The sequence below is a fragment of the Hominiventricola aquisgranensis genome (genome assembly GCF_040096225.1).
GTDB classification, from domain to species: domain Bacteria; phylum Bacillota; class Clostridia; order Lachnospirales; family Lachnospiraceae; genus Hominiventricola; species Hominiventricola aquisgranensis.
Window position 1 is genome coordinate 1 of sequence record NZ_JBBMFC010000028.1, and the last position, 14,097, is coordinate 14,097.

15 protein-coding genes are annotated in these 14,097 nt (G+C 47.3%); 10 read left to right on the plus strand and 5 right to left on the minus strand.

Translation table 11 applies throughout. From position 1 onward, the window contains the following. Positions 1 to 98 precede the first annotated feature (98 nt). Entirely contained in the window at positions 99 to 410 is a 312-nt protein-coding gene (trxA, locus tag WMO62_RS13270; protein WP_349144946.1) for a thioredoxin, read from the minus strand. Positions 411 to 706: 296 nt separating this feature from the next. On the opposite strand from trxA, the gene WMO62_RS13275 reads away from it, so the two are divergent. Then, positions 707 to 1,231, plus strand: coding sequence for a CarD family transcriptional regulator (locus tag WMO62_RS13275; RefSeq protein ID WP_349144947.1), 525 nt, complete (start codon positions 707 to 709; stop codon positions 1,229 to 1,231). Positions 1,232 to 1,403: 172 nt separating this feature from the next. Here WMO62_RS13275 and WMO62_RS13280 read toward each other — a convergent pair whose 3' ends face one another. Genes WMO62_RS13280 through malQ form a run of 4 tightly spaced genes read right to left on the minus strand, consistent with a single transcriptional unit; the run spans position 1,404 to position 6,124 of the window. After that, a complete protein-coding gene (locus tag WMO62_RS13280; protein WP_349144948.1) occupies positions 1,404 to 2,762 on the minus strand; it encodes a UDP-N-acetylmuramoyl-tripeptide--D-alanyl-D-alanine ligase in 1,359 nt (452 codons plus the stop codon). A gap of 9 nt (positions 2,763 to 2,771) precedes the next feature. Beyond that, entirely contained in the window at positions 2,772 to 3,818 is a 1,047-nt protein-coding gene (locus WMO62_RS13285; protein ID WP_349144949.1) for a D-alanine--D-alanine ligase family protein, read from the minus strand. Between the two features lie 24 nt (positions 3,819 to 3,842). Continuing rightward, positions 3,843 to 4,568 (minus strand): lysophospholipid acyltransferase family protein, encoded by a 726-nt coding sequence (locus tag WMO62_RS13290; protein WP_117498647.1) that lies wholly within the window; start codon positions 4,566 to 4,568, stop codon positions 3,843 to 3,845. A 29-nt stretch (positions 4,569 to 4,597) separates the two neighbouring features. Further along, positions 4,598 to 6,124 carry a 4-alpha-glucanotransferase gene (gene malQ / locus WMO62_RS13295; RefSeq protein ID WP_349144950.1) on the minus strand — a complete coding sequence of 509 codons (1,527 nt, stop codon included), beginning with the start codon at positions 6,122 to 6,124 and terminating at the stop codon, positions 4,598 to 4,600. A gap of 141 nt (positions 6,125 to 6,265) precedes the next feature. Between malQ and WMO62_RS13300 the strand changes: the two genes are divergently transcribed. The 9 genes from WMO62_RS13300 (at position 6,266) to WMO62_RS13340 (ending at position 14,097) form a co-directional block, all read left to right on the plus strand. Continuing rightward, positions 6,266 to 6,664 (plus strand): protease complex subunit PrcB family protein, encoded by a 399-nt coding sequence (locus tag WMO62_RS13300; protein ID WP_349144951.1) that lies wholly within the window; start codon positions 6,266 to 6,268, stop codon positions 6,662 to 6,664. A 12-nt stretch (positions 6,665 to 6,676) separates the two neighbouring features. Beyond that, positions 6,677 to 8,248, plus strand: coding sequence for a DUF3794 and LysM peptidoglycan-binding domain-containing protein (locus tag WMO62_RS13305; RefSeq protein ID WP_349144952.1), 1,572 nt, complete (start codon positions 6,677 to 6,679; stop codon positions 8,246 to 8,248). A gap of 88 nt (positions 8,249 to 8,336) precedes the next feature. Then, positions 8,337 to 9,215, plus strand: coding sequence for a 4-(cytidine 5'-diphospho)-2-C-methyl-D-erythritol kinase (ispE, locus tag WMO62_RS13310; RefSeq protein WP_349144953.1), 879 nt, complete (start codon positions 8,337 to 8,339; stop codon positions 9,213 to 9,215). A 109-nt stretch (positions 9,216 to 9,324) separates the two neighbouring features. Beyond that, positions 9,325 to 10,731 carry a spore germination protein gene (locus WMO62_RS13315; RefSeq protein ID WP_349144954.1) on the plus strand — a complete coding sequence of 469 codons (1,407 nt, stop codon included), beginning with the start codon at positions 9,325 to 9,327 and terminating at the stop codon, positions 10,729 to 10,731. Position 10,732: 1 nt separating this feature from the next. Beyond that, entirely contained in the window at positions 10,733 to 12,376 is a 1,644-nt protein-coding gene (locus WMO62_RS13320; protein ID WP_349144955.1) for a GerAB/ArcD/ProY family transporter, read from the plus strand. 27 nt (positions 12,377 to 12,403) lie between these two features. After that, positions 12,404 to 12,646, plus strand: a complete 243-nt coding sequence (locus tag WMO62_RS13325) for a hypothetical protein (protein ID WP_349144956.1) — start codon at positions 12,404 to 12,406, stop codon at positions 12,644 to 12,646. A 45-nt stretch (positions 12,647 to 12,691) separates the two neighbouring features. Continuing rightward, positions 12,692 to 13,177 (plus strand): YwiB family protein, encoded by a 486-nt coding sequence (locus WMO62_RS13330; protein WP_117498659.1) that lies wholly within the window; start codon positions 12,692 to 12,694, stop codon positions 13,175 to 13,177. A gap of 20 nt (positions 13,178 to 13,197) precedes the next feature. Continuing rightward, positions 13,198 to 13,656: a hypothetical protein gene (locus tag WMO62_RS13335; RefSeq protein WP_349144957.1), complete on the plus strand. Its 459-nt coding sequence runs from the start codon at positions 13,198 to 13,200 to the stop codon at positions 13,654 to 13,656. A gap of 111 nt (positions 13,657 to 13,767) precedes the next feature. Then, a complete protein-coding gene (locus WMO62_RS13340; protein ID WP_117498663.1) occupies positions 13,768 to 14,097 on the plus strand; it encodes a PadR family transcriptional regulator in 330 nt (109 codons plus the stop codon).

Here is a 14,097-nt window from a genome sequence, read left to right on the forward strand (position 1 = left end):
TAATACAAAGAAACGCCAAAACCGACATTTGCCGGAATTGGCGTTTCTTATATTAGGGACTTATTTTACAGCCCCTTCTTTACTTAGAAATTTTGATTCTATTTCAGCAGATTCATCAGATCCTCTTTGGACTGAAGTCCAATGGCCTTTTCAGCCAGTTCTCCATTTTTGAAAACCAGAAAAGTCGGAATGCTGGCGATGCGATAACGCTGGGCCAGTTCAATATCGGTGTCTACATTGACTTTTCCAACTTTTACTTTTCCTGTGGTCTCGGCTGCGATTTCATCAATGATCGGAGCTGCCATGCGACAAGGACCGCACCAGTCCGCCCAGAAATCCAGAAGTACGGGAATCTGTGACTGCAGTACTTCCTGTTCAAAATTAGTTGTTGTAATTTTTACGGTACTCATATAAAAATCCTCCTATTCCGGTTAAATTCCTGTTACGTTCCTATTATAACCGATTTGTCCAGAATATGGAACCTATATATTGTGAAAAAATTACCAATCTCATCCGGGCTGACAAATGGCATATTACACAAAAATATAAGTTGTGTATTTATGAAAATTACCGAAATTTTCAGATTCAAGAAAAAGAAATTACTAATTTATGAAATAATTGGTATAATAAACCTATATTGGCGGATTTGGCGGCACCGCATGAATAGCACAAAAACTGGTTTATTGTCGAAAGGAGGAACGAAGAAATGTTTGAGAAAGGAGAATACATTGTTTACGGACACAACGGAATCTGTGAGGTCGAGGATATCACACATCTGAACCTTTCAGGGGTGGATAAAGGAAAATTATATTATGTGCTGGCGCCGTTGAATAAGAAAGAAAGCCGTATCTATTACCCTGTGGACAGAGAAAAAGATGGACGCGCAAGGCGCACGATCACCAGAGCAGAAGCAGAACAGTTGTTAAATGAAATTCCGAGGATTGCATTGATCGAAGTGGTTAACGACAAGATGCGAGAAGATATTTATAAGCAGACACTTTATTCCGGGGACTGCCGCAACTGGGTTGCATTGATTAAAACACTGTTTCTGCGCAGACAGGATAGACTGCGTCAGGGAAAGAGAATTGCTTCTGTGGATGAACGATATATGAAGATGGCAGAAGAGGCTCTGTACAGTGAGATGGCATTTGCACTGGGTAAGTCTAAGGAAGAAATGGAACATTTTATTATCGATTATATCGAAAACAGGCAGGAAATGGTCTGCGGCTAGACAGATATGACTGCAAAAGAAAAGCGTTCTTCCCACTCCCGATAAATACGGGAACGGGAAGAGCGCTTTTTATTTACGCGAGCAACGAGCCAAAGTCCGTGCTTGCACGAGACCTTGGCGACTGCCGCGATAACTTGAGAAACTCGCGAAGCGTGTTTCTCATAGTTTTTGCTTACATTTCCTGAAGAGCAGAGACCAGTTCTTTGAATTTCTGGGCGTTGGATGCTTTCAGAAGGATAGCATCCTGCTCTTTGAGAATCTGTGGAGCAGCTACCAGAAAATCGGCCTTGGTTTCATAATGAATGCATTCTGTCTGTGGGGCAGCCTGTTTTGCTGCTTCATGGATCGCACGGCTCTTGACTCCGATGGTTACCAGAAGATCAATGTGAAGATCCGCCATATGAGTACCAACGGAAGCATGAAGTGCTTCGGAATTGGTGCCAAGCTCGCCCATATCACCCAGAACAGCGACTTTTCGTGTCAGAGCATAATTAAGTGTATCAAGAGCACCTTTCATGGAATCAGGGCCTGCATTGTAGCAGTCATCCAGCAATGTATAGTGTGAAGCGTGAATCACATGTCCGCGGCCTGCAATGGCTTTTAATGCTTCGATTCCATGGGAAATCTCTTCCAGGGTCAGTCCCAGTGCCAGTCCTACGCTGGTTCCGGCACATGCGTTGTAGACCATATGATTGCCGGGAAGTGGAATCACCGGAGTGATGTCGCCGGATGGGGTATGGATGCAGCATCTTACACCATCCAGACCCAGATTTTCAATCTGATCGGCCCAGATCTGATTGTCCGAATGAAGGCCAAAGGTTACAGCCCGGTCTTTTAAGGCGATCAGCTTGTCATCATCACCATTGATAAAGATCTTTACATCTGGGGCAGCAAAGTCAAGAAGCTCGGATTTTGCTTTGAAAACACCGTCTCTGGTTCCTAAGAATTCCAGATGGACATCACGGATGTTAGTAAAGACGCAGTAATCCGGACGGGCAATCTTGCTCAGACGATGCATTTCACCGAAATGGTTCATGCCAAGCTCAAGTACAGCCACTTCGTGACTGGTGTCGATTTGAAATACGGTCAGCGGAAGACCGATTTCATTATTCAGATTTCCAGGAGTCTTCAGAACTGAATATTTCTGGCTCAAGATTGAAGAAATCATCTCTTTGGTACTGGTCTTTCCTACACTTCCGGTGATGGCAACGACCGGGAGCGTCAGTGTTTTCCGATAGGCCTCAGCTGCATCTTTTAATGCCTGCAGAGTATTTTCTACCAGAAGATAAGGGCCGGAAGGATTTTCCAGCTTCTGCTCACTCAGTGCACAGATGGCTCCTTTTTCAAAGGCAGATGGAATAAAGGTATGCCCATCTACCCGCTCACCTGCAACAGCTGCGAAGAGATATCCTTCTTCAATCTGGCGGTTGTCGATCACAACACCGTGGATCTCCTGCTCAAGAACCTCTTCAGGTCCAAAATACTGTGCCTGGCAGGCTTTGGCAAATTGTCTTACTGTAAAATGTCTCATGTTCTTCACCTACTTGTATTTTTTAAGAGAAACTGCGAGGATCCATTCACAAAGGTCATCAAAGGAAAGGCCAAGAGCCTGTGCTTCCTGAGGCATCAGACTGGTAGGGGTCATGCCGGGAAGCGTGTTGACTTCCAGTGCATAGTCTTCCATGGTGACGGTATCAAGCATAAAATCCACCCGGGCATAGCTCTGGATGGAGACGGCAGCGCAGGCTTCTTCTGCATGCTGCTGCATCCGTTTGGTGACTTCTGAAGGAAGATCTGCTGGACAGGTCTCAATGGTACTGCCTGCCTGATATTTATTTTTATAATCATAAAATCCGGTCAGAGGTGCGATCTCGATAACAGGAAGTGCTTTTCCTTCCACTACAGCGATGGAAAATTCCCTGCCTATAATGCATTTTTCAATAATGACATGATCTTCATAGGTAAAGGCCTCTTTCAGTGCAACATGAAGTTCATCTTCGTTTTCCACGCGGTAAACGCCCACAGAAGAACCACCACAGCAGGTCTTGACCATGCACGGATACGTAAAGTCTTCCGGCAGTATCAGCTCTTCTTCACTGCGGACCGTGATGCCTGCAGGTGTAGGGACATGGTAGCACCGGAACATTTCTTTGGTAATGCTCTTATCCATGCAGAGAGCACTGCTGGCATGCCCGGTTCCGGTATAGCGGATGCCATACAGATCGAACAGTGCCTGGATCCGGCCGTCCTCGCCGCCTTCTCCATGAAGGCCGAGGAATACAATATCGCAGAGACTGCAAAGCTCCAGTACATTTGGACCTAAGATGCTGCGGTATCCGGGACGTCTGGCCTTGACTTCGCTCAGGTCGGGGGCTTTTTCCGAAACACCGCGGATGGAGGCCGCCCAGTCTATCTCGGAATCAAACAGTTCTTCAAGATGTCCATGGACACCGGGCAGTCCGAGAAACAGATCAACCAGGATGACCTGATGCCCTTTTCGCTTCAGCGCTTTGTAGATCTCACTACCACTGCTCAAGGACACATCACGCTCTGTGCTGATGCCGCCTGCTAGTACTACAATTTTCATAAAAAACTCCTCATTACTTAGATTTTAGATCTGGTGACTGTCCAGCATCTCCTGAATCTTCTGCTGGGTATAGGCACCGATAAATTTCTGTTCTTCTTTGGAAAGCTCCTTCGGATATATGGGGGCACCGTATTCTACCACCACATGTGCTGGTTTCATCTTTGGAAAATGAGCTTCCCAGATCTGTGCAGAGTTGGAAATGGCGATAGGGATGATCGGACAGCCGGTCTTGGTTGCCATTTTCATACTTCCTTCTTTGAATGGAAGCATCTTGCCATCTTTGCTTCTGGTTCCTTCCGGGAAAATACAGATGGAGATTCCCTTTTTGATATAGTCTATGCCAGTCAGGATCATCTGCATACCGGCACGCATGTCACTGCGGTCCAGAAACAGACAGTACAGCCGTTTCATCCAGTCGCGGAGCAGCGGATATTTGAGCATCTCTGCCTTTGCTACATAGCCGGTCAGATCCGGGCACTGAGAATAGGTCAGCAGAATATCAAAATAACTGCTGTGGTTGCCTACATAGAGAACAGCCTGGTCCTTTGGGACATTTTCATGACCAATATAATCGATCTTCGCACCTGTTACCCACAAAATAAATTTGAAAATACCCTGAACCATGCGAAGGGAGCTGATGTCTCTGGCACGGGGATTTATTTTCCCGATGAGCCATTCGATCAGCAGGATCGGGATACCTACGATCAGGTAGAGCAGGACGATCAGCACTACCAGTATAAAACGTATCATAAAATAACTCCTTTATTCAAATAAGTGATTTACCCCCAGCGGCCAAACAACTCAGTCATCTGTTTCAGACCTTTTGCCATTCCTTCATCCAGAAGACCGGAACGATAACGGAATTCCCAGTTGCCGGTTGCTGTGCCAGGGGTATTCATGCGATGCTCACTGCCAAGCTTCAACAGGTCCTGCACAGGGAAAATAGCATATTTTGCAATGGTTCCCAGACAGGTGCGGATAAAATCCCAGCTCACACTGGAAGCATCCGTGTTCATATAACGGCGCACTTTGTCCTTGTTCTGCTCATTGGTATGCTCATACCAGCCGCAGGTAGTGTCGTTGTCGTGAGTTCCGGTGTAACAGATACAGTTACGGGTGCTCAGCTGATGCGGCAGGAAGGTACTCTCGCCGGTTCCATCAAACCCGAACTGCAGGATCTTCATACCTGGAAAACCAAGAGTGTTGCGGAGCTTTTCCACTTCTGGTGTAATGATACCCAGATCTTCTGCGAAGATCGGAAGCTCTTCACCCAGTGCTTTCTGGATCGCTTCAAACAGTGCCTCACCCGGACCTTTTTTCCATTTGCCATTCATGGCGGTCTTCTCACCGGCCGGAACTGCCCAGTATGCCTCGAATCCACGGAAATGGTCAATACGGATATAATCGACCTGATCCAGCTGGTTGCGTACACGCTCGATCCACCAGCGATAACCATCATCTTTCATGGCATCCCAGTCATAGAGCGGGTTGCCCCAGAGCTGTCCGGTAGCACTGAAATAATCTGGCGGAACTCCGGCAACTTCCAGAGGATATCCTTTGGAATCCAGTTTAAACAATTCTTTGTTTGCCCATACATCTGCACTGTCAGGTGCGGTAAAGATAGGAATATCACCGATGATGGCGATTCCTTTCTTGTTTGCATAATCTTTCAGCTCATACCACTGGCTGAAAAATGCAAACTGAATGAAACGATAATAATCAATTTCGGAAGCCAGCAGCTTCATCCAAGACGCCCGTTCCTTCGGAGTCGGATCTAAGAGACTGTCCTCCCACTCGTACCAGGGCAGACCATTGTGATAATCTTTGCCTGCCATATAGAGACAATAGTCATCCAGCCAGTATTGATTGTTTGACTGAAAAGAATCATATTCCTCCAGAAGATTCTTGTCTGCAGTGTGACGGAAATGCTCATAGGCTTTTTTGAACAGGGAAGTCTTATATGTAGTTACTTTGTCATAGTCTACCCGATCAGCATTGAACTCCGGAATGGGATGAACATCTGCCTCTGTGAGCAGCTTTTTCTCGATCAGCAGCTCCGGGCTGATCAGAAGTGTCTGTCCTGCAAAGACAGAATAGCTCTGGTAGGGAGAATTGCCGTTGCCAGACGGTCCAAGCGGAAGCACCTGCCACAGATGCTGTCCGGCCATAGCAAGAAAATCAATAAATTCATGTGCCCCCCGACCCATATCACCGATACCGTATGGAGACGGGAAAGAGGTGGGATGTACAAGAACACCGCTATAACGGTGGTTAGTCTTATCTTCTGCTGCAACTTTAAAATGCATAATAATTTCCTCGTCTTTCACGTTGTTACGATTTTCTTCTTATTATACGTTACCGCCCGGAGGAATACAAGGAATAACCATGGTCTGAAATGCTTTTTTTCTTCATATAGATAGAATAAATGGCGAGGAGAAATGCAGGATATGAGAAAATGGTGTTGTCTGTTGATACTTACATTTCTGCTGTCTGGCTGTGGAATGCAGACACAGGAAAGTGAGAGGCTGAAAGATCTGGATTTTACTGTGATGGATCTGGAAAAAGTGCCAGAAGAACTGAGGGATGTGCTGGAGGAAAAAAAGAGTATGCCGTTCAAGGTAACTTATGAAGATGACGGGTATCTCTATATCTGTGTAGGTTACGGAGAGCAGGACACCAGCGGATACAGTATTGCGGTAGAGGATCTGTATCTGACGGACAATGCAATCTGTGTGGATACGGAACTGCTGGGGCCTGGAAAAGGAGAGACGACCACTGCGGCGGTAACGTGTCCTTATATTGTGTTGAAGCTGGAATATCTGGATAAATCGGTCGTGTTTGAATAAAGGAGTGAAATCATGGAACTGGAACGGAAATATGTGACATTAAGCAAGCAGAAGGGTCATGCCGTCAGTCAGGTGACGCTGGAGGAGGATCTGAATGTGCCGGATCAGAAGCCTGACATTTTCCGGATCGTTCACCGACAGGGAGAATTCTGCCCGGACGAGATCAAAGGTGAGGCCGGGAAGGTGAAAGTCAGAGGCATCTTTCATTATCGAATCCTGTACATCGGAGAAGGTGCCGGACATATGCCGGAGCTATTAGAAGGCAGTATTCCAGTGGACGAGGTCGTGTTTTTAAATGATCTGGAGGAAGGAGATCAGGTGGATTTCCGTTGGAGTCAGGAAGACCTCCATGCATCGGCGATTCATTCCCGTAAGGCAAATATGAAGACGATTCTGACTTTGTCTGTGGAAGCCATGAAGGAACAGCCTGTACCGCTGGTGGAGATACCGGAAGCAGAAGAAGATCTGTATGTACGAACCTGTCCGCAGAAATTGCAGCAGGAAGTCATACATAAAAAGGATACCATTCGGATCCGTGAGGACCTGAATCTTCCGCCGGGGAGGCCGAATATCCATCGGATCCTTTGGAAAGAGGTCCGGGTACAGGGCACAGAAGTGAGGCCGGAGGAAGGAAAGTTTATTGTAAAGGGGGAACTGCTGGTCTTCTTTCTATACGAAAGTGAGGACGAGGAAAAACGACTGCAGTGGATAGAACAGGGGATTCCCTTCCGAAATGAAGTCGCCTGTGAGGAATGCCGGGCTGATCTGACAGGAAAAACGGAGATTACATTGTCGAAGGCCGAATTGGAACTTCAGTCAGATTTTGACGGGGAACCAAGGAATGTACGTGTGGATGTGGTGTTGGATCTGTGCATGCGGTATTTTGAAGATCTGACCTGCGAAGTGCTGGCGGATGCATACAGTCTGTCCCGTGAGATCCTCCCGGTGATACAGGCTTGTGCGTGGACGTCAGTAGTGCAGATCGCAGATTCAAGAACAAGATTATCAGGACGGATCAGGCTTTCGGAAAATGATGCTCCGATCCTCCAGGTTCTGACAAGTGGTATGCAGATTCATGAGGAATATGCGGAAAAAACTGAAAAAGGATTGTTGATCCAGGGAAATGTGGAAGTCTGGGTGCTCTGTGCCACAGAGGATGATGCACAGCCTGTGACTTGTGTGCAACAGACATTTCCATTTGAGCATACCGTAGAGATACAGAATGGGGAGCAGGCGGCAGACTGGCAGATCTTCTTATGTCAGGATCAGCTGCTCGTAGCCATGCTGGATTCCAGAGAGCTGGAGATGAAGGCAGTGCTGCAGGTGCAGGTCATGTTCACCAGAACGGAGACGCTGCAGGTGGTGGAGCATCTGGAGGAACAGCCCCTTGATATGGAACGGGTGCGAGGCCTTCCCGGAATGGTGATCCATGTGGTGCAGCCGGAGGAAACGCTGTGGGATATTGCGAAAAATCATGGCTGCGCCTGTGAATCAGTGAGGAAACTCAATGAGCTGAAGGATGATAACCTGAAAGCAGGAAGCAAGCTTTTGCTGGTCAAAGAGATCACTGGAAAACAGAACTGAAAGAACTGTGAAAAATGATTGTATCCAGCTCCTGAATCTATTAGAATAGAAGCAGAGCATATTCTGAAAGAAACAGGGAGAAAACAATATGGATAAGATACAGTTAAAAGCGCTGGCAAAGATCAATCTTGGGCTGGATGTGCTGCGCAGAAGAGAGGATGGCTATCATGAAGTGAAGATGATCATGCAGACCATCGGGCTTCATGATGATCTGGAGATCCGTAAAACGAAGACGCCGGGGATTCAGGTAAAAACCAATCTTTATTATCTGCCCACCAATGAGAATAATCTGGTCTACAAAGCGGCAAAGCTTCTGATGGATGAGTTTCAGATTCAGGATGGAGTGTCCATTCAACTGAAGAAACGTATTCCTGTAGCGGCTGGTATGGCAGGTGGCAGCTCTGACGGCGCAGCAGTGCTGTGGGGAATCAATCAAATGTATGGCCTGGGGCTTTCCATGCAGGCGCTGATGGAGCGTGGCGTCAGGCTGGGAGCCGATGTGCCTTACTGTATTCAGAGAGGAACAGCACTGGCAGAAGGGATTGGGGAAAAACTGAGTGTGCTGCCGCCCATGCCAAAATGCACGATCCTTATTGCGAAGCCAGGCATCAGCGTGTCCACAAAATTTGTGTATGAGAATCTGCATGCCAATGATCTGAAGCCGGAGCAGCATCCGGATGTGGACAGCATGATCGAGGCTATGCGCCAGAAGGATCTGGGGCTCTTATGTTCCCGTATGGGAAATGTGCTGGAGACCGTTACGATTCCGGCTTATCCGGTGATCAATGAGATCAAGAGGACGATGATGGACAACGGAGCTATTGGATCTATGATGAGCGGGAGCGGTCCGACGGTCTTTGGAATCTTTGATTCTCCGGCGGCTGCAAAACAGGCCGTGAAAGCAGTGCGTGCGGCGAAGCTGGCAAAACAGATCTGCCTGACTACACCGTATAATGTGAAGAGATAGGCGTATAAAATGAATAAGAGAGGGATATGATAGTTTCATGCAGAAAGGATGAGCATAAGCTCATCCTTTTTTATGCGGGAAACGTGAGTATGAGGAAAGGATGTTATGCATGGGCGAGATATCTCCGCAGCTGGCGGACAATGAAGCATGGGTAGATCAGACCTTTGAAAAATGTGATGATATTCTACATCGACAGGTCTATCTGGGTCAGGGCAGGCAGGAAGGATTGCTGGTCTATGTGGAGGTGGCGGTCAGCAATCTGATGCTGGAGGAGCATGTGATCGGGCTGTCGGATGTACAGCCGCTGAAATCCTATGCAGAAGGAAAGGCTGCTCTTCTGGCGGGAAATGGGTTGTTATTTTTAGATGGAGATACGAACTGTTATAAGATTTCCAGCAAAGGATATCCAGGACTTGGAGTAAAGAAAGCGGAAAATGAAAAGGTGATCCGTGGTTCGCAGGAAGCTTTTACGGAAAGTGAGAAGATCAATGTGGCACTGATCCGAAAGCGGCTTCGGGACTCCCGGATGAAAGTGGAAGAACAGACAGTGGGCGTGCGATCGCATACTATGACAGCACTGGTTTATATGGAAGATCTGATCTATCAGGGGCTGTTGACTACTATGAAGCAGCAGTTGCAGCGGTATGAAATTGATGGGATCCTGGACAGCGGTATGCTTGAGCAGCTCTCAGAGAAACACTGGTTATCACCGTTTCCGCAATTTCAGACCACAGAACGACCGGATCGGGCAGCTGCAGCGGTTCTTGAGGGTCGAATCGTGCTGGTGACAGATCATTCCCCTCAGGTGTTGATTTTACCCGCGGATTACAACAGCTTTTTTCAGACCAGTGATGACTGGTATAATCGGTTTCAGGTGGCATCCTACGCGCGAACCCTTCGATTCTTTGCAGCAATCCTGTCTATGATATTTCCGGCAGTCTATGTGGCAGTGGCTACCTGGCATACCAGTCTTCTTCCTACGAAACTCGTGCTTTCCATGGCAGAGGCAAGGCAGGGAGTGCCGTTCCCTGCCTTGGGAGAAATTCTGCTGATGGAGATTTCCTTTGAACTTTTGAAGGAGGCAGGAATACGGCTGCCGGGACCTATGGGGAATACCATTGGTATTGTGGGAGGATTGATCATCGGACAGGCTGCAGTGGATGCCAGTCTGGTGAGCCCCATTGTGGTGATCGTGGTGGCATTTACTGCTCTTTGTTCATTTGCCATTCCCAATGAAGAATTTGCTTCTGCGTTTCGGATATTAAAGTATGGATGTATTTTTATGGGAGCATGGCTTGGACTGTACGGTGTGGCATTGTCGGGGCTATGGGTGTTGATCCATCTGTCTCATCTGAATAGCTTTGGAATTCCGTATCTGATGCCTTATGTGGCAGCGGATGTGAACGGATATGAGGACAAGAAGGATTCTTTGTTCCGTTTTCCGCTGAAATATTGTGTGCGACGTCCCATCTTTGCCAGACGGGGAGAACGGATCAAGCTGAGAAAGAGGGACTGATATGTTTTCAGAAAATGAGAAGATCTCTGTGCGGCAATTAAAGCGGAATCAATGGTTGCTGCTCTTGAATATGGGAATTTTGCTGGTGCCCCTTTATGAAAATGAAGGATCTGTGACCGCTGGATCTCTGGCAATTTTGTTATTGACAGTCTTTGTACTGTGGAGTATATGGGTGGAAGCTCCGGCGGAGAACTCCTGGCTTCGATTACCTGGGCGAATCTATTTCTGGATCGTGGGAACGATGATCGCCCGCATGACTGGGATTCTCATTCAGCACTTTTTGCTGACAGAGACTCACCTGGCGGTGATTCTTGGATGGTTTTATCTGTTCTTGTTTTACAATCTCTATAAAGGACTGGAATGCAGAATGCGAGTCAGCGAGATTCTGTTTCCCTTTTGCGTGGCATTTCTGGTATTGCTGCCTTTTCTATTGCTGGGAGCTGTAAAAGTGGAGTGGCTGCAGGAGATGCAATGGTCATGGAGCGGGCAGCAGCTGACAGACGGATATAGACTGTTCTGTTGGCTGGCTGTGGTGCAGGGGGTATGGTATCTGAAACCATCGGTAAATGCGCGGACCTCTGCAACATGGACAAGAACAGGTGTGATCTGCACTCTGGCAGGTGGTGTGATCATTCTGCTGTGTGGATTTCTCACCTGTGGAATCTATGGTGCATCGGGGCAGATGGGGCTTTTATATCCTTTTGCGTCTGCCATGACGCTGGCGCATTTTCCTGGAAATGTGATTGGACGGATGGATACGGTATTTGTCCTGGCATGGGTTCTGGGGCTGTTCCTTGCATGCAGCACGTTATTTGCGCCACTGGGAGGCGGTACACGAAATAAATGGAAGAATGTGGGACTGGCGGTGCTTCTATGGGGATCCTATCTGTTGGCACTGATACCTTCTATTATGGAATGGGGAGACTGGCTGGTACGAATGATACTGATCCCGGCGCAGGTACTGGTGTTGTTGTGGCAGACGTGGAAGCAGCGGGAAAATCAGCAGACAAAGGGTCAGATGGGACAACGTCCCCATGCATCCGGGACTGTGAGATCTGGTATGAAGTCAGTTTTGTTGTTGGCGGGAGTGACCACAGTCATCACTTTGTGTACTGCCTGCGGTCAACAACAATTGGAGACGCAGAGCCTTGTGGAAAGTCTGGCAATCGATGAAGGGCAGGAGATTTCATTTGTTTTCGCCGTTGCAGAGGGCGAAGGCGATAGCGCAGAGAAGTCAGAGCTGGAACAGGAAAGTGGCACTGAGGATGATAATGATCGGATCTTCACAACAAAAGCAGATTCGATCCATGAAGCCATGGATATTTACGGAGATTATCATCAGAAAAAACTGAATCTGAATCATTTGCAATATCTATATATGGCAGAAAGTATGCTGCAATCAGAGCAGCTGGGGACAATTCTGGAAGAACTGCAGCTGGATGAACAGTTTTCCAGAGGAATCCTTCTGTATGTGACGGAAGGAACGGCCTGTGAGGAAGCAATGGATGAGGAAAAGCCGGAGGAAGGAACGCCGGTTCATGAGCTTTTGAATGCCTGGTATAATCAACAGTTCTGTGAATTGCCGCTGGTAACAGAAGACCATCGGTATAAGGACACGATCCGCTGGCAATACTCTGATCAGTAAAGAAAACGGAGAAGAGGAGTTGCTAAGATGAGAACAAGAATTGGGATCTTATTGCTGGTCATGGTGCTGGGAGTCTCGGGAAATGTATGGATTGATGAGTGGACAGAACATGTGGGGCAAGAGACTGCACCGGAGGTATTAGAGCAGAATATGGGTCTTGGTGCACCTGATCAGTCAGAAAAATTATCCTGGTGGACCCTGCTTTATGAACGTCCCAACCCGGATCGACTGCCGGTGAAGGTGAACCTCTGGTTTGCAAAGAATACTTGAATCCCTCCTGTAAACAGGCTACAATGGACGAAAAGGAGGTGGCTTATGACAAAAGAGGTTATGGTTACATTGTCCGGGCTGCAGCTGGGAGACAGTGGCGAAGATACGGTAGAGACCGTACACATTGGTGAATACTACGAGAAAAACGGAGTGCATTATCTCTTCTTTGATGAATTGCTGGAAGGGCACAAGACTCCGATCAGAAATATGCTGAAACTGCGAAATGAGAAGCTGGAGGTCAGAAAACGAGGACCAGTGTCCGCAGAGCTGGTCTTTGAGGAAGGGGAAGTGACAGAGAGTGCTTACAACATTCCGTATGGAAGTTTTCTGGTCGGTGTACATACGAAGGGAGTCTGTCTGGGTGTGGAAGAAGAGAAGATCGAGATGACGGCTTCCTATGAATTGATGGTCAATGGGGCGCACTGTTCAGACTGCGATATTAAGGTGACTGTAGAACCACGGCATTCTTATCGGCTTTGCAAGGAAACAGAAGAAGCTCCCGGTAATATTGATACAAAAGATGCTCAGTAAGGACAGGAAAGGATTATCATATGATAAAAGGAAAGAAAAAGAAACCGCAGCAAAAGAAGCCTTCCGTAAAAAAGGCACCTGTGAAGAAGCAGGGACCCAAAGTGCCGGCAGAGTGGCTGTATCTGTTCGATGGTGAGATAAAGCTTCGTCAGATCTATGAGCTTCTGAAAGATTCTCCGTGGAACGTAGAATACTGGGAGGAAGCAGAGGTGCTGGAAGTGGAACTTCCAGAAGCGGGTTCTGTGGATTTTGAAGATCTGGAAGGAACTCTGGGTGATGAGGAAAGTGATGCATGGCTTCAGGAACAGCAGATCCACACGGTGTTTGCAGTGACTATCAGACCGGACGATTATGAACTGGCAAAAAAAGTGATGGAACATATTGTGAGCCTGGTTGACGGATATTTCTGTGCGGATAATGAAAATCTTCAGCCGAGGATCCCTGCAAAGAAAGCGGAACAGACAACGGTGGAATCATAGGTAGCACTCGTCTGGAAATCTTATTTAAGTATTGACATATGTAGATAACCGATATATTATATAGTTAATCTATATATAGATAAACTATATATGTGCAAGGAGGTTATCTACATGGCGATCGACAGATCTTTAGTATCAGGAAGTATGGGAATGATGATCCTTCGTCTGCTGACAGAGAAGGATATGTACGGTTATGAGATGATCGACACGCTGAAAAAGCGTTCGGAAAATGTATTTGAACTGAAGGCGGGAACACTCTATCCGTTGCTTCATGGACTGGAAGAAAAGCAGTTTGTCACGTCCTATGAGCAGGAGGTACTGGGAAAGGTACGGAAATATTATCAGATCACAGGCGAAGGCAAAAAGCATCTGGAACAGAAGAAATCTGAATGGAAGGAATATTCAAAAGCAGTCAGTAACGTACTGGCACTGGAGGTGTGA